The organism is Kluyvera genomosp. 1, assembly GCF_001266615.1.
Classification (GTDB): domain Bacteria; phylum Pseudomonadota; class Gammaproteobacteria; order Enterobacterales; family Enterobacteriaceae; genus Kluyvera; species Kluyvera cryocrescens_A.
On sequence record NZ_LGHZ01000023.1, the window covers coordinates 1 to 15089 of the forward strand.

10 protein-coding genes and 1 pseudogene are annotated in these 15089 nt (G+C 55.6%); 3 read left to right on the forward strand and 8 right to left on the reverse strand.

The genetic code is table 11. The features are described 5' to 3' along the window. Positions 1-59 precede the first annotated feature (59 nt). Positions 60-701, reverse strand: a pseudogene (locus tag KP80_RS13875) (L,D-transpeptidase family protein); the annotation flags it as partial. A 217-nt stretch (positions 702-918) separates the two neighbouring features. Here KP80_RS13875 and KP80_RS13880 point away from each other — a divergent pair. After that, positions 919-2514 carry an ABC-F family ATPase gene (locus KP80_RS13880; protein WP_052284245.1) on the forward strand — a complete coding sequence of 532 codons (1596 nt, stop codon included), beginning with the start codon at positions 919-921 and terminating at the stop codon, positions 2512-2514. A gap of 575 nt (positions 2515-3089) precedes the next feature. On the opposite strand, the gene KP80_RS13885 is transcribed toward KP80_RS13880, so the two are convergent. The 3 genes from KP80_RS13885 to KP80_RS13895 form a co-directional block, all read right to left on the reverse strand. Then, positions 3090-3332, reverse strand: a complete 243-nt coding sequence (locus tag KP80_RS13885) for a hypothetical protein (protein WP_052284246.1) — start codon at positions 3330-3332, stop codon at positions 3090-3092. Positions 3333-3470: 138 nt separating this feature from the next. After that, on the reverse strand, positions 3471-5837 hold the full coding sequence (locus KP80_RS13890) for a TIM-barrel domain-containing protein (RefSeq protein ID WP_052284247.1): 2367 nt from the start codon (positions 5835-5837) through the stop codon (positions 3471-3473). Between the two features lie 14 nt (positions 5838-5851). Then, the gene (locus KP80_RS13895; RefSeq protein WP_052284248.1) at positions 5852-7153 is read right to left on the reverse strand and encodes an MFS transporter; all 1302 of its coding nucleotides are present in this window, start codon (positions 7151-7153) and stop codon (positions 5852-5854) included. A 299-nt stretch (positions 7154-7452) separates the two neighbouring features. Here KP80_RS13895 and KP80_RS13900 point away from each other — a divergent pair, with 299 nt between their 5' ends. Next, positions 7453-8556, forward strand: a complete 1104-nt coding sequence (locus KP80_RS13900; RefSeq protein ID WP_052284249.1) for a LacI family DNA-binding transcriptional regulator — start codon at positions 7453-7455, stop codon at positions 8554-8556. On the opposite strand, the gene KP80_RS13905 is transcribed toward KP80_RS13900, so the two are convergent. The 4 genes from KP80_RS13905 to KP80_RS13920 all read right to left on the reverse strand — a co-directional run bounded on the left by KP80_RS13905 (position 8523) and on the right by KP80_RS13920 (position 14280). Beyond that, positions 8523-9788 carry a DUF1479 domain-containing protein gene (locus KP80_RS13905; RefSeq protein WP_052284341.1) on the reverse strand — a complete coding sequence of 422 codons (1266 nt, stop codon included), beginning with the start codon at positions 9786-9788 and terminating at the stop codon, positions 8523-8525. The two genes, KP80_RS13900 and KP80_RS13905, sit on opposite strands and share 34 nt — an antisense overlap. A gap of 200 nt (positions 9789-9988) precedes the next feature. Further along, entirely contained in the window at positions 9989-10798 is an 810-nt protein-coding gene (locus tag KP80_RS13910) for a Cof-type HAD-IIB family hydrolase (RefSeq protein WP_052284250.1), read from the reverse strand. Between the two features lie 141 nt (positions 10799-10939). Beyond that, entirely contained in the window at positions 10940-13372 is a 2433-nt protein-coding gene (locus KP80_RS13915) for a formate C-acetyltransferase/glycerol dehydratase family glycyl radical enzyme (RefSeq protein WP_052284251.1), read from the reverse strand. A gap of 5 nt (positions 13373-13377) precedes the next feature. Beyond that, positions 13378-14280, reverse strand: a complete 903-nt coding sequence (locus KP80_RS13920; protein WP_052284252.1) for a glycyl-radical enzyme activating protein — start codon at positions 14278-14280, stop codon at positions 13378-13380. A gap of 133 nt (positions 14281-14413) precedes the next feature. On the opposite strand from KP80_RS13920, the gene fsa reads away from it, so the two are divergent. Then, positions 14414-15076 (forward strand): fructose-6-phosphate aldolase, encoded by a 663-nt coding sequence (gene fsa / locus KP80_RS13925; RefSeq protein ID WP_052284253.1) that lies wholly within the window; start codon positions 14414-14416, stop codon positions 15074-15076. Positions 15077-15089: the final 13 nt, after the last annotated feature.

The window sequence follows — 15089 nt, forward strand, 5'->3', positions numbered from 1 at the left end:
TCGTCGGCAGCGTCAGATGTGTATAAGAGACAGGAGCGTCAGATGTGTATAAGAGACAGACGTAGACGTACGCAACCGTGGCTTACGCGCAGGCCGATACCGAAGTTGGCGTTGGTGCCGTGAATGGCGTACAGACGGCCGATGTACAGCGCGTACAGACCCATTGGGTTATCCGGGCCGGCAGGTACAACGGCTGGCAGTGGGTTACCCGCAGCGATGTATTCTGCGTGCATTTTCGCCGTTGGTGTCCAGGTTGGACCGGCTTTCTTACGTTCTACCTTGGTGGTCCAGTTGATAGGCGTATCTTTGCCCAGCTGGCCGATACCAATTGGCAGCACGATAACGGTGTTGGTGCCCTTCGGATAGTAGTACAGACGCATCTCTGCGCTGTTAATCACAATACCTTCATGCACGGTATCCGGCAGGATCAGCTGCTGAGGAATATTCAGCACGGTGCCGCCCTTTGGCAGATAGGTATCCACGCCAGGGTTAGCTTCCAGCATGTTGGACAAACCCATCTGATACTGGGCCGCGAAGTATTCCAGTGGTTGCTTATTGTCGTCAGGAATGGTGATAACCTGGTTCTGACCGACAATGCGGCTGCCGTTGGTCGGCAGCGGATACGTCACCGCGGATGCCGAATTACAGAAGCCCACGACAGCAAGCGCTGCAGCGAAAATCGTTTTTAATTTCATGTTCATGTTGTGCGAGGTATCAGTGCCTTACGGCGGTTGTTTAGGAATTCAGCCTGTTGGTAGGAGCGCATTATATGTGCATTCCTTGCCGCAGGGAATTCGGATGTGTACTAAATCACATTTTTTTCACTTCAGTTACAGTTTAGCGTCTTGCGATGGCGGGCGCTTTTTATTCGGAATTGTGGCACAATAGGCGGTTTGTCACATTCTTCAGGATACTCCCGTGTTAGTTACCAGCAACGTTACCATGCAGTTTGGCAGTAAGCCGCTGTTCGAAAATATCTCCGTCAAATTTGGCGGCGGCAACCGTTACGGCCTGATTGGCGCTAACGGGAGCGGCAAATCAACCTTTATGAAAATTCTCGGCGGCGACTTAGAACCGACGCTGGGCAACGTCTCCATCGATCCAAACGAACGCATCGGTAAGCTGCGCCAGGATCAGTTCGCCTTTGAAGAGTTCACCGTGCTGGATACGGTGATTATGGGTCACGGTGAGCTGTGGGAAGTGAAACAAGAGCGTGACCGCATCTACGGTCTGGCTGAAATGAGTGAAGAAGATGGCTACAAAGTGGCCGATCTTGAAGTGCTCTACGGTGAAATGGACGGTTATTCTGCGGAAGCCCGAGCGGGTGAACTGCTGCTGGGCGTGGGGATTCCCGTTGAACAGCATTACGGTCTGATGAGCGAAGTCGCTCCAGGCTGGAAACTGCGTGTGCTGCTGGCGCAGGCGCTGTTCTCTAACCCAGACATCCTGCTGCTCGATGAACCAACGAACAACCTGGACATCGACACCATTCGCTGGCTGGAGCAGACGCTTAACGAGCGCGACAGCACCATGATCATCATCTCGCACGACCGTCACTTCCTGAACATGGTCTGCACCCACATGGCGGATCTGGACTACGGCGAACTGCGCGTTTACCCTGGCAACTACGACGAATACATGACGGCTGCAACGCAGGCGCGTGAACGTCTGCTGGCGGATAACGCCAAGAAAAAAGCCCAGATTGCAGACCTGCAATCCTTCGTGAGCCGCTTTAGCGCTAACGCCTCTAAATCTCGTCAGGCCACCTCGCGAGCTCGCCAGATCGACAAAATCAAACTGGATGAAGTCAAAGCCTCCAGTCGTCAGAACCCGTTCATTCGTTTTGAACAGGACAAGAAACTGTTCCGTAACGCGCTGGCGGTGGAAGAGCTTACCAAAGGCTTTGATAACGGTCCGCTGTTTAAGAACGTTAACCTGCTGCTGGAAGTGGGCGAAAAGCTTGCCATCCTCGGTGCGAACGGCGTGGGTAAAACCACCATGCTGAAAACGCTGGTAGGTGAGCTGGAAGCCGATCACGGCACCGTGAAATGGTCTGAAAATGCGCAAATTGGCTACTACGCGCAGGATCACGCGGAAGATTTCGATAACGACCTGACCGTGTTTGACTGGATGAGCCAGTGGAAACAGGAAGGCGACGATGAGCAGGTGGTTCGTGGTTTCCTGGGGCGCCTGCTGTTCAGCCAGGACGATATCAAAAAACCGGCGAAAGTACTCTCCGGTGGTGAGAAGGGCCGTATGCTGTTCGGTAAGCTGATGATGCAGAAACCGAACATTCTGGTGATGGATGAACCTACCAACCACCTGGATATGGAATCTATCGAATCGCTGAACATGGCGCTGGAAATGTATCAGGGCACCCTGATCTTCGTTTCCCACGACCGTGAGTTCGTGAGCTCGCTGGCGACCCGCGTGATTGAAATTACGCCTGAGCGCGTGGTTGACTTCACCGGTAACTACGAAGATTACCTGCGCAGCAAAGGCATCGACAACTAAGTTGTGCTCCCTCCGGTGCGGGATGACCGCACCGGAGACATGATTCTCCCCGTCTGCTTTTTTCACATTCTTCAATTTATCGGCAACATGCTGACAACTCCTTTTTCGCCCCATATTTCCTGCACAATTTTGTGAAGAATGACCCCTATTGATGTACGAGGGGATCGCGCGATGCAGGAATTTACGTTTTACACCAGTGCGGACGAACAGACCTTTTATTGCTATCAGGTTCGGCAGCGCGGTGCCGTTTTCTATGTGACGATAAGCCAGATGCGCAGCGATACGGAGATGGAATATCTCGGCCTAAAAGTGTTGAGGAATATTACCCGTCATGAGGTGGTTCAGGAGTGCCTGTCACATTGCCGTCGTAGATCGTCGCGTCAACCTAAATCCTGGCGGTACGCTATTGTCCGTTGGTTTGCGGATCGCTATGCGGGGCTTTGGGGACGGGGGAGAAACTCATCAACACACTGAATTGCCTGGCTGGGTTATTGATGGCGACGATGTGCTGTCGCCATCGGTACACGATGCCGTTTCATTCAGGAGGGAAACGGCGGGTAGCAACGCATTAGGCATTAATGATGATGAGGGACAGGAACCGGGTAGCCGTTTGCGGTATAGGTGTTGTTACTAAAGGTGCCAGGGCTATAAACCTGGGCAATCGAACCATCATTCTCATCCGCTGAAAAACGGCTAAGCGCAGTGGTTTTTACCGTCGCGCTGGCAGCAACGGCTTCGGGTGACGGCTTCTCCTGAAAAGCCAGCGCGCTCGTTGAACTCAGAACCAGCGCAACAGCAAGAACGGTTAATGCTTTCATTGTCGGTCTTCCACGAGTTGAAGGGCACTCCTACGTTATCTTTGCGCCATAAAAAACGCCATGTGCTGTTACACACATGGCGTACTTTGTTACAGCTGGACAATAAACAGCTTTATCCAGGCTTAACGGGCAAAGGACTTAGTTCCGAACCCACTCGCTGGTGGCAACGCCGTTAATCAACAGCTGGCGTTTCTCACCCGCCGGCAGAGTGACTTTCAGCGCTTGCCACGCCGGATGGTAATCCCCGCGAGCTTTCACTTTAAGGTCGATGGTACCGCCGGTGCAGACCATCTCCCAATCCAGCCATAGCGCGTTACCTTCCTGGTAACCCCAGGATTCGCCGTCATCCTCAAACAGCTGGCCGCGGGTTGAACCGACGCCTTTCACCGGGAACAGCTTGAGTTCACGGCTATTATCTTCGGCAGCGTTAACATAGGCGATGCGCTCGCTGAGCGGCAAACCTGCACCCGCACGCACCAGCAGCGGCAGTTTCTCCAGCGGTGCATCAATCACGATGTTTTGACCGCCGGAGAACCATTCACCGGTATAGAAATCGTACCAGCCGTGTTCATTGTCAGGCAGCCATACCGGGCGTTGGCGCTGGCCCTGTTCAACCACGCTGGCGACCAGCAGGTCACGTCCCAGCAGGAAGTCATCGCACTCACCGAAGGTGTTCTCATCGTGCTCGTGATCGAGGAAGGTTGGGCGCAGCATCGGCTCATCATCAACGTGTGCCTGCCACAGCAAGGTGTAGAGGTACGGCATCAGGCGATAGCGCAGCTCAATGGCCTCGCGAATGCACGGCGTGATGGCCGGATACATCCACGGTTCGTTGACCGTATGATCATCGTTCCATGAGTGGATGGTAAAGCGCGGGTGCATGACCCCGTTTTGCACCCAGCGTACAAACAGTTCCGGATCCGGTTTATCGCCGGAGAAGCCACCAACGTCATGACCCAGGTTATATAGCCCGGAAAGGCTCATCCCCAGACCCATACGGATGTTGTAGCGCAGGGTGTCCCAGTTGGTGCGGTTATCGCCGCTCCAGGTTTGCACGTAGCGCTGCATCCCGGCGCAGCCGGAACGGGAAATCAGGTACGGGCGCTTGTTCGGTGCAAAACGCTGCTGGGCTTCCAGCGAGGCGCGAATCATCAGCAGCGGCATGACCGGGCGAATGTGCTTGATAGCAATTTCGTTGCCAAAGCCGTAGCAGCGCGCTTCGCCGTCCCACACTTCAAACTCGTTATTATCGTTCCAGGTGGAGTCGATGTCTTGCTCTAGCAGCTGCTGGGTCACGCCTTCCTGCCACCAGGCCACGGTTTTCGGGTTGGTGAAGTCGAGGTGTGAACCTTCATCATCCCAGAAGCTGGAACGTTCAGGGCCGTCACTTTCTGAATCGCGGATAAAGAGCCCACCCTCGGCGACTTCGCCGTAGCGTGGGTGATCCTGTAGCAGGCACGGCTTGATGTTAGCCGCCAGATGCAGGCCCGCATCGTGGAACGCCTGGCTCATCACCTTCGGCTGCGGCACTTTGTCGTAGTTCCAGTTGAACACGTAGCGCTTGCCGTTGATCGAGGTATAGCCGGAGGAGAGCTGGAATGAGTCGCACGGAATTGCGTGTTCATCACAAAGACGAATGAAGTTCATCAGCTGATTTTGTGCATCCGGCGCATCGGTGTAATGCATGGTCGAACCGCTGTAACCAAGGCTCCATTTCGGCCCAAACAGGGTTTTGCCGGTCAGGCGGACGAACGCCTTGGTGACATCCAGCACGCGTTCGCCGGTAAACAGGTAGTAATCGATATCGCCGGCTTCGGCCTGCCAGCGGCGGTAGGCGGTGTGGTAGTTATCGATTTCATTCCCCAGATCCAGCCAGCAGCTGCTGAGGTTATCGTAAAACAGACCGAAGCTCACATCGTCACGGCGGGTGATGGTGAACGGAATATGCTTATACAGCGGGTCAGTGCTTACCGCGTTATAGCCCATGGCATCAAGGTTACGCATCTCGTAACGTTTGCCGCCGCGCTGCAGGTCACCCGCTTTATCGCCCAGGCCGTAGAAACGCTCATCTTTACGACGGCTTTGGTAGTGAGCCACACCGTCGCCGTGGGCATTGACCAGATAAGCGCTGGTTGGACGGTCATTGACCAGCGGCTGCCATTCGCCCTCGGCATTGCGGTAGTGCCACTCAATCCACAGCGGCTGGTGGACGGTCGCGCGCAGGGATTCGGTTGCCACCACAAGGGTGTCATCCTGCTGATTGAGCGTCCAGCCAGGCAGGGTAAAACCGCTGAGATCTTCACGGTCTCGGCCTTCCCACGGAACATCCTGCTGTGGTGCGATACTCCAGGTGCGATTCAGCGCCAGCTCGCCTTTGCGTTTCAACAGCACGCGAAACAGATTCTCTTCCAGTACGTACAGACACAGCGTGTGCTGGCCATCAACGCTCAGCTCGACGTGATGGGTTGACTGTTTTTGCAGGGTCCAGTTTTTCAGCGTTTTCATGTTTACATCCACTCTCAGGCGCGTTTTGCGCGACGTTCAGCAATAAAGGTGACCAGGAAGCAAGCGCCAATCAGGTCAAAGAAGCCCATGGCGATGAATAATGGGTTGAAGCCAATCTTGTCGGCGGTAACGCCGATAATCAGGGAGAAAGCGAAGCTGGCGATCCACGCCGCGGATCCACGCATGCCGTTGACGGTCGCCATCTGGCCTTTGTCAAAGGACTCCACCACCAGGGCGCTGAGCATGCAGGAGATAATCTGGTGACCGAAACCGCCAATGGAAATCAGTGCAATGGCGACATACGGGTTATTGGTGAAGGCCATTGCCGCAAGGGAGATCATCAGGAACGCGCCGCTGACCGAGGACGCCACAATGGAGTTCACGCGGGAGCAGCCGAACAGGCGAACATACAGTTTGGTCAAGTAACCGCTAGCAACGCTGCCAAGGTCGGCGGCCAGGAACGGCAGCCAGGCGAAGAGGGCAATCTGCTTCAGGTCCATGCCGTAGGCTTTGGAGAGGTATAGCGGCACCCAGAAGCTCATCACTGCCCATGCCGGTTCAGCCATAAATGCTGGGATTGCGATACCGTAAAAACGCTTGTTCTTGCCGACGGTTTTCAGCGCGGTGAGGAACGGTAATTTCACCGCCGGTGGTTCATTATCCTGACGAATGAATTCCAGCTCTTCTTTACTCAGGTTCGGGTGTTTATCCGGGTTATGGTAGAACGCCCACCACAGCACCACCCACGCGGCCGCCAGCACGCCGGTAAACATAAACGCACCCTGCCAGCCGAACGATGCATGCGCGAAGTAGATAATTGGCGGCGCCAGCATTGCACCAATCGAGAAGCCGACGCCTGCCCAACCAGCGGCCACCGGACGTTCGGATTTTGGGAACCACTCGCCGATGGTTTTGGCGTTGGCCGGGGTTGCAGCCGCCTCTGCACCGCCCATAAAGAAGCGCAGAATTGCCAGATGCAGCCAGTTTCCAGCGCCAGCGTGCAGCAAGCAGGTTAACGCCCAAAGACCGGCACAAATCATAAAACCAAGTTTGAGGCCGATAACGTCAATCAACCAGCCGCACAACGGCTGGAACAAGGTATAGGCCAGCTGGAATGCGCCCACAATCCACGAATACTGTTCGGTGGTGATGCCGAGGCTGGTTTTCAGTTCTGGGGCGAGGATCCCCAGCGAGTTACGGGTGATGTAGTTGACGGTCACGCCCAGTAAAAAGAGGACCAGTACCCACCAGCGTAAGTTTTTGACTATCCGGCGCGGTTTACTCACGGCCATATCGTTATTGATACCCTGACTCATAGGGATCTCCACAAGAAGATGTAGGGAACGGTGGGGCAACTCCGTGGAGAGTTGTCACACCACTTTTTTTAATTTATTGATATTTATTTATTTTATTTCTACGACCTTCCATCATTCTTGTATGGAAGTTGTTCTACCAATTCACAGTAGGGGAGAACAAAAATTGAGAAAAGTAGGTTTTATGCACGTTTTTTCATGAGCGGCTGATATACATTGCGTATAGGTACTTAAGGCCAGAAAAATTGCGGTTTTTAGGTCATGAAAATTCTTTCATTTCTGAATTAGATGCGGATCACAAAATGGAAAAGAAGCTGAAAATTGCGGAAATTGCCCAGCGTACGGGGCTTTCCGCCAGCACGGTTTCGCGGGTTCTGGCGGGGAAGGCCAATACCAGCGCGCGGGCGCGCGAACAGGTATTGGCCTGTGCTCGTGAATTAGGGGTGATGGACGGCCTGGCCGCTGGACGTATGCTGCTGAATAACCTGATTATCTTTGCGCCACCGCGGGCGTTTGATGAGCGTTCGGATATCTTCTACTACCGCGTGATCCAGAGCATCACCAAGGCGCTTTCCGCGCATGAAGTACGTCTGCGCTACTGCCCACTGGAGGAGAATGACAGCGATCCAGCGCTCTTCCTGGCACGGATGAATGAAGCGGAAACCCAGGCCGCGATCCTGCTGGGTATCGACGATCCGCATATTCACGATCTGGCGGCCGATCTTGGCAAACCCTGCGTGTTGATCAACTGCCGCGATGAGAGGATGCGCCTCCCGGCGATCGCTCCGGATCACCGGATGATTGGCGCATTTGCCGCCCGCTACCTGTTCGAGATGGGGCACCGCGAGGTGATGAACGTGATGTGCCTGCGTCGTTACACCATGGAACAGCGATTAGCCGGGGTGAAAGAGTCGTGGCGGCAGCACAACCTGGTATTTGAACACGAGCGTGATTTACTTAACATCAGCAGCTTTAGCGCGAAAGAAGCGCAGGAAAAAGTGGGGCAGTGGCTGGATGAGCTGAACGGACGGGCAATGCCGACGGCGTTTCTGGTGGGCGGTGATTTTATGGCGGCCGGCACCATCAATGCGCTTAGCCAGCGTGGTCTGCGCGTGCCGCAGGATGTGTCGGTGATGAGCATCGACGGGTTTAACCTTGCGGCGATTGAAGATGTCCCGCTGACTGCCGTCCATGTGCCGCGCGATGAGTTGGGTATTGAAGCCGTGCAGATGCTGCAGCAGCGTTTGATTCGCCCTGATGCGCCGGTCGGTTCGCTGCTGCTGCATGGCCGTTTGGCGGTTCGGGAATCGGTACGGCGGGTGCGTCCAGGAAAAGGGCACTCCGCCGTGGAACGCGAAGGGTTATACGGTAATCAGACGTCGATACCCAGCGCGCGCTTGCCGTGAATATTGAGATCGGCCAGGGTAAAACGGCCTTGCCAGTTGGCTTCGTAGTCTTCACGCGGGAAGTCCCCCGGCGACGCACCGCGCTCCAGCGCCGCTTTCACCTTATGCGCATAGGCAAGGTTTTTGGCGCACATCGGTGCGGCGGGAATGTACATCACGTTGCCCCAGCCCTGCTGGTTTTCCACCGGGGCGACAGAGTGAATGACATCGCAGTGCCACCAGACGGAATCACCGGCTTCCAGCGCCGGGATTGAGGTCAGGGCGCTAATTAACAGCGGGTGCCACCTCTCGGAAATCGGCAGTACTTTGCCCGGTGCCACGCCGCACAGTTCGTCATCCGGTACATCGTCGAGCAGCGGACGCAGCAGCACGTAGGCCATGGCTTCCGGGATTGGCACCACGTGTAGCAGCCCTTGGTCAGGGATCATATCTGACAGCGCCGTCCAGCCCTGGAAGGTGCGGAACACCGAGCATTTAGTGGTGTTATCCACCGTATACTCTTCGACTTCGGTGCGATGCGCCGCATTCCACGGATCGTACTGCTCGACGTTGCCGTTAAAGACGCTGGCGAAGACCTGCTGATAGGCCGGCAGCAGCCAGCGTTCGAGCGCGCCGGAGTCGGTATGCGCGCCCAGCCCTTTCGAGGTGGTTCCCGGCGGGCGGCGGCGAATGCGGTCCGGATAAATCACGCTGATGTCCGGGTTAAACCACTGCCGGCCTTCGCTTTCTACCTGCCATAGGCGGTTTAAAAATGACTGTGCCTGCGCCATTGGCTCACTTTGCCGCGCCTGCATCTGCGCCTGTGACCAGTAGATCGGGTAGATCTCCGGGCGCGAGGCGTCGAGTGAGCCGAAGAAGGTGTCGCCGGGGCCTTTATAGACATCGTCGAAACGGTTGAGATCGAGATAATCGAGCATTGAACGATCCCACGCCAGCGCCTGTTCGCGCGGGAAGTGGCCTTTAATGACCGCACAGCCGCGGCGTTTGACCTCTGCACGGGTTGCATCGCCTATCTTCCCCTCTGCGATATCCGCGAACGGAATCATCGGCCAGACCGACTGTCCCTGCGCCTTCAGGGAATTAATCTCCGCCACGCGCGCTTCAATCGTGGTGCTCAAGCGGTCGAACGCCGCTTGTACATCGCCAATCTGCGCGCGTAGCGCCTGTTTCATTTGACGAATGGCCGCATTTGGGTCGGCGGGCAGCGTTTCGTGGGTAAAGGTAATCGGCATATCAACCTCGCAATCTTTCATTCGAAAGTAAAAGTCATTACAGGTGATACTCTAAGTTAAAATAAAGTTAATGCAAGTTTAAATTTTAAGCGGGTGTCATGACGGAAAAATACGAGGCGCGGCGGAAAAGATAAGGTAACGCCACCACCCGGCGATGTGCCCGGTGGTGCTGCGTTAATTCACTCTGCGTAGGGATAAAATCAGAAGGGCTTTGTGCCGTCCAGCACGGCTTGAATCACGTTCAGCGCACCGTGGTGGTTATTGTCATCGGTGCGATAGTGGGCGATCTCTTTAATGCGTGCCGCCGCGTTATCCATGGCAAAGGAGTATTTCACCAGCTTCAGCATTTCCGCGTCGTTGTCGCTGTCGCCAATCGCCACGCACTCCTGCGGGGAAACCTGCCAGCGTTTGAGCAGAAGGCTGATACCGTTGGCTTTATGCAGACCGGGGATAATCAGGTCAACAAAACCAAAGCCACTGGTTACCGGCTTCATTATGCCATCGAGCGACACGTGCAGTTTATCCACCAGTTCGGGGATCTCGCTGTCCGGCAAATTCAGCGAAAATTTAAAGATTTTGTCGTCAATATCGTGATAGTTCGCCACGCGTTTTAGGCGGTAGTAGTGCTTGGACATCAGCGTCACGAGTTCGTCTGGTGCGCTATCGCTGATGTAGGCGCTTTCAAGGCCACAGGCGACAAACTTGAGCTGCGGATCTTTGAGTAATTCGGTGAATACCGTTTGCGACTCGTGGCGGGTCAACTCGCCGTGGAACAGTTCCTGGCCGTGTTCGTATACCAGCGCACCGTTTTCAGCGACGTAGGAAATCCTGTCGCGTATCTCAGGGAAGAAAGTGATGAGCTGATAGTACTGGTTGCCGCTGGCGACGACGAATTCAATGCCACGCTGCTGAAGCTGTTCAAACTGCGCCAGGAACCGCGAACGGTCGTAGGTCTTGGCGTCATTAAGAAAAGTTCCGTCCATATCAGTGACGATAACTTTAACGGTCATACGGGATGCTCCTGGGGTAAATCCGGCCAGCAGCAATTTAATTACAATGTGAGCTAAAGCACAAATTTAATTTCATTCGAAAGAAAAGCGGGGCGATTTGCCCCCTCTCCAGGAAGAGAGAGGGGCAAGGGGGAGCATACGCTACAGCGTATGCTCGGTACGGGCGATGATATCGTCCTGCGCATCCGGCGACAGCGCGGTGAAGAAGGCAGAGTAGCCTGCGACGCGGACCACCAGGTCCCGGTACTGATCCGGATGTTTCTTCGCTTCAAGCAGCGTTTCGCGCGACACGATGTTGTACTGAATGTGCCAGCCTTTATGCACCTCGAAGAAGGTGCGCAGCAGCGCCATTAGTTTTTGCTTATCGCTCTCGTTTTCCAGTGTCGCCGGGTTCAGCTTCTGGTTTAACAGCACACCGCCGAGAATCGCCGACGTTGGCAGCTTACCGACGGAGCTGATGACCGCCGTTGGGCCCAGATGGTCGGTTCCGGACGCCGGGCTTGCGCCTTCCGCCAGCGGCGTTTTCGCTTTGCGCCCGTCCGGCGTGGCCATGGTTTGCGCGCCGAACGGCACGTTGGCCGAAATGGACGAGGTCCCTGCGTAGTAGTTACCACCAATCGGGCCTCGGCCGTAGCGCGGGTTGTGATACTGCTTCAACTCGTCGATATAGGTCTGGTAAGCGCGAGCCAACAGGATGTCAACGCTATCATCATCGTTGCCATACTTTGGCGCACCGTTGATTAAGCGCTGACGCAGCTGTTCGTGGGTCAGGCCGTCGTAATCTTCCGCCAGCGCTTTTGCCAGCTCCTGTTGACCAATGATGCCCTGATCGAAGACCAGTTTTTTCACCGCCGCCAGACTGTTGCCGAGGTTGGCGATCCCGACCTGCAGGCCAGACACCCAGTCGTATTTCGCGCCGCCTTGCTTGATACTCTTCGCTCGCTCAATACAGTCATCCACCAGCGCCGAGCAGAGAATATCGTGCACGTTCTCTTCCAGCATGGTGTCAACGACGTATTCAATCTCAATCGACTTTCGGGTGTAGTAACGAATCTGGCTATCCCAATCCGCGAGCATCTGCTCGAAGTTAGCAAAGTTGCCTTTCGACAGCGCGTGCTCCTGCGGCAGGAACACCTGGCCGCTGGTGGCGTCGCGGCCGCCTTCCATCGCCGCTAGCATCACGCGGGCGAAGTTGATAAAGCTCATGCCGGTGCAGCGGTAGCCCCACTTTCCGCCGACGGCGGTTTCGATACAACCGATCGCTGCATAGTCGTAAGCGTCTTCTGGCTCTACGCCCAGCTTGATGAATTCTGGGATCACGATTTCATCGTTGTTAAAAGCCGGCATCCCGAAGCCGCAGCGAATGACCTGTACGCAGGCGTCGAGGAAGTCGTTACTCATTCCCGCATGGTAGCGCACGCTCAGGTTTGGCTGGGTGGAACGCAGACGACCGCAGGACTCAAGAATGGCGTAGGAGAGCGGGTTGACCGCGTCCTGCGCTTCTCCATTCACTCGCTTCTGGCCGCCGATAGTGACGTTTTGATACAGCGGGCTGCCCGCAGAGGCTTTCGAGTGGGAACCGGAGCGAATTTTGTTCACTTCCAGTAGCTTCAGCCAGCAGCTGTGCAGCAGCTCGATGGCATGCTCACGCCCCAGCGACTGCTCAAGCTCAACGTCACGGCGGTAGAACGGATAGAGGTACTGGTCCATACGGCCAAACGATACCGAGTGGCCGTTAGACTCAATTTGCAGAATCAGTTGGATGAAGTAGCTCAGCTGCAGCGCCTGCCAGAACGTTTTTGGCGGCTGGTGGGCAATCACATCGCAGTTCTCCGCCATCGCCAGCAGCTCGTCGCGGCGGCTTTCACGGATCTCTTCAGCAGCCATTTGACGAGCCAGTTCGGCGAAGCGCACGATGTGCAAGCTCACCGCGTCGAGCACGATATCAATTGCTTTCAGGAACTGATCGCCGTGCAGATCGTCAAGCACGGTGAGATTAATACGGGTGCGGCGTTCAGCAACTTTAGCGCGCATCCCGTCGAGGCCTTTTTCCAGCAGCAACGGGAAGTTCACCGCCAGATGGGCGTCGCCGGAGGTCATATTGCCTTCGGCTTTGATGATGCCAGTGGCCAGCAGCGCTTTTTGCTCATCGGTAAACATCCCGTAGCAGCGATCCTGTACGGTCTGGCCGCGCCACCATGGGCACACTTCATGCAGCACGCGCTTGTTCTCTTCGCTTACCGCAAACCCTGCACCCGGACGGTCGGCCAAATCATCGATCTCTTTTTCAATCCAACTGACGGTATATTCCGGGAAAATCGGCGCGGCGCGAACTTCGCAGGCCTGGTTGCCGATGATCAGCTCGTCATGTTTGATCCAAATGGTACGTTCCGCCAGGTGATGAGCCAGCGCCAGCGCGCGACGCACCGGGATCGGTTTATCCATGTGCTGCTGATAGGCTTCGGTATAGTGGCGCGCACGTTCGGTACACACCGGCGGCTTAACGATATGCACCAGCGCGTTTTTATGGGACTGAATGCGGGCGGTTAATTTATCGAGAGTCAGCGTAGTCATCAGTTTTATCCTCGTAGTGTCGCCGTTAACCCATTTTCATGGGCGTACTGCTGGGCAAAATCCAACAGCGCCAGGTCGTTCAGCGGCTTATCGGGTGCAAAGTAGGGTTGGCCGAGCAGCGCATATTTATTGATGCCCAGCGTGTGGTAAGGCAGAAAATGGATATCGCGCACGCCGGAAAGCTGCTCGGCGGCAAAATCGGTAATCGCTTTAATTGACGCTTCGTCGGCGTTAAAACCCTGAATCAGCGGGACGCGCAGGGTGATTTTTTTCCCTGCAGCCGACAGACGTTTCAGGTTCTCGAGTACGCGTTTGGCGGAACCGTCGGTCCACTCTTTAAAGCGCGCGTCGTCCACGTGCTTTAAGTCGGCGAGGAACAGGTCGATGTAAGGCAGCGCTGGTTCCAGGTAGCGCCACGGCACGTGCAGGCAGGTTTCAACCGCCGTGTGGATACCGCTGTCATGCGCGCTTTTCAGGAGCTGGAGTGCCAACTCCGGGTTCATAAACGGCTCGCCGCCGGAGAGCGTCATACCGCCGCCGCTGCGTTCGTAGAACGACTTATCGCGCAGTACGGTGGCCATAATCTCGTCGGCGGATTTTTCTTCGCCGCAGACGGTCAGTGCCTGAGTAGGGCAGCATTCTTTAAGGGTGTGCAGTACATCCGCATTCAGCTTTTCGCGGTGAATAACCAGACCGCTTATCACCCGCTCAATCACCGCCGGGGCGGCTTTCTGGCACAGATCGCAACCGTCAAGACACAGACGCGGATCGAACAACAGGTCCTGTTCACGCGCGCGGCTTTCCGGGTTCTGGCACCAGCGGCAGCCGAGCGAGCAGCCCTTCAGGAAGACCACGGTGCGGATACCTGGGCCATCATGGGTGGAATAGCGCTGAATGTTGAAAATCATAGGCACTCCTCATCTTTCGTATAAAGATTAAAATACTTTCGAATGAAAGTTATCTTGATGTGCGTCAACTTCGGAGGAGGTTTTGCTGTGGTAGTGTTATTCCATGCTCAATATCACGGTTTAAGGACACATCATGGAACTCTATCTCGACACTTCAGACGTCGCAGCGGTAAAGACGCTGGCACGCATATTTCCGCTGGCGGGCGTGACGACCAATCCCAGCATCGTGGCGGCAGGCAAGAAGCCGCTGGACGCGTTACTGCCTGAGTTATTGGATGCGATGGGTGGCAAAGGGCGTTTATTTGCCCAGGTGATGGCGACCACCGCCGACGGTATGGTGGCGGATGCACACAAGCTGCGGGCGATTATTCCAGATCTGGTGGTGAAGATTCCGGTGACGGCCGAAGGGCTGGCAGCGATTAAATTGCTGTCTGCTGAAGGTATTCCGACCTTAGGAACTGCCGTGTATGGCGCGTCGCAGGGGCTGCTCTCCGCGCTGGCGGGGGCCGAATATGTGGCGCCGTATGTCAATCGTCTTGATGCGCAGGGCGGCAACGGTATTCAAACCGTATGTGAATTACAGGATCTGCTGGCTCTGCATGCGCCGCAGGCAAAAGTACTGGCGGCGAGCTTTAAAACGCCGCGCCAGGCGCTGGATTGCCTGCTGGCGGGTTGTCAGTCGATTACGCTGCCGCTGGACGTGGCGCAACAGCTAATCAGCAGCCCGGCGGTGGATGCCGCGGTGGCGAAGTTTGAACAGGATTGGCAAACGGCGTTTGGTCGTACGTCGCTGTAAACGGATTGGTTTT